Raw genomic sequence first — 1,251 nt, forward strand, 5'->3', positions numbered from 1 at the left:
ACTTGAAAGGTGGTTACAACATGAGCAAAAGATTGCAAGTAACTTTAAAAGATGAGATGTCGGAAAAGTTAGATGAATTGGCAAAACATTTAGGAGTATCAAAAAGTGCGGTAATTGCGTTAGCTTTACAAGATTTTGATAAAAAGCATAAAAATAGATAAAAAAATACTGCCATGTGGCTATGGCAGCATAAACTGGTATTCGGAGGTAATTATATCATGGCAAATAAGGCATCACAAGGTAATGTAAGAACTAGAAATTGGACCTTTGTAATTTATCCAGAAAGTGTTTCTGAAGGTTGGAGAGATATATTAGATAATGAACATATACAATGGGTGGAATCTCCATTACATGATAAAGATACTAATCCAAATGGGGAGATAAAAAAGGCTCATAAGCATATTTTAGTTATGTATGATGGTGTTAAAAGTTATAATCAGATATTAGAATTAACTGAAAGAATAAATGCTACTGTTCCACAAAAATGTGGTTCTGCTAAAGGTCTTGTTAGATATATGCTACATATGGATAATCCTGAAAAATATCAATATAATCGAGAAGATATGATCGCTCATGGTGGAGCAGATATCTTAGAGATGTTAAAACCTACGTCTGCAAGTAGATATGAGATGTTTAAAGAAATGACTTCTTTTATAGTTGAAAATGATATAAGAGAATATGAAGAATTATGGATTTATGCTATGGAGAATAGATTTGATGATTGGTTTCCTTTGTTAGCTGATAATGGTACTTTTGCTATAAATACATTTATAAAATCTAGAAGACATAGAATAAAAGATAACAAATGAATTAGCTAGCCATATGGCTAGCTTTTTTGCGTTAGCAAAAAGGGGGGATTGGGGGTTTACCCCCAACAAGCGGGTTTGCAGAACTGAATGAACGTAAGTGAATGAAGTGGCTAGCAAAGCCAGTGCTTGCCAAACCAATTTATTACTTGGGATAGGAGAAATACTTTTGACGAACAAAGAAATAATGATAGCCACTTCAGTGGCGATTGGTGCAGGTTTTAACTTGGATTAATTCCAAGTTAACAACCAATCCAAATCATTACTTTCGATATCGTGAAGTCAAAAGGAAATTCTATTACAAGTAATAAATTGGTGGGTTTCGATTTTAGGTTTTCAACACTGGGGGTACTACGACCCCCCAGTGTTGTTCATTGTTCACGGTCACTTTTTGTGTATAAATGATTGAATTATGGTGTTATTTTGTGTATAATTGACTGTAATA

Annotated in this window: 2 protein-coding genes; both read left to right on the forward strand. The window is 33.3% G+C overall.

Annotated features, from left to right (window positions below):
- The first annotated feature begins 20 nt into the window (after window positions 1-20).
- Window positions 21-161: a CopG family transcriptional regulator gene (locus IGK70_RS13460; RefSeq protein ID WP_016266052.1), complete on the forward strand. Its 141-nt coding sequence runs from the start codon at window positions 21-23 to the stop codon at window positions 159-161.
- Between the two features lie 57 nt (window positions 162-218).
- Window positions 219-809, forward strand: coding sequence for a replication protein (locus IGK70_RS13465; RefSeq protein WP_016266053.1), 591 nt, complete (start codon window positions 219-221; stop codon window positions 807-809).
- Window positions 810-1,251: the final 442 nt, after the last annotated feature.

Origin of the sequence: Enterococcus sp. DIV0358 (genome assembly GCF_051713465.1) — a bacterium.
In the GTDB taxonomy this organism is placed as follows: domain Bacteria; phylum Bacillota; class Bacilli; order Lactobacillales; family Enterococcaceae; genus Enterococcus; species Enterococcus faecalis.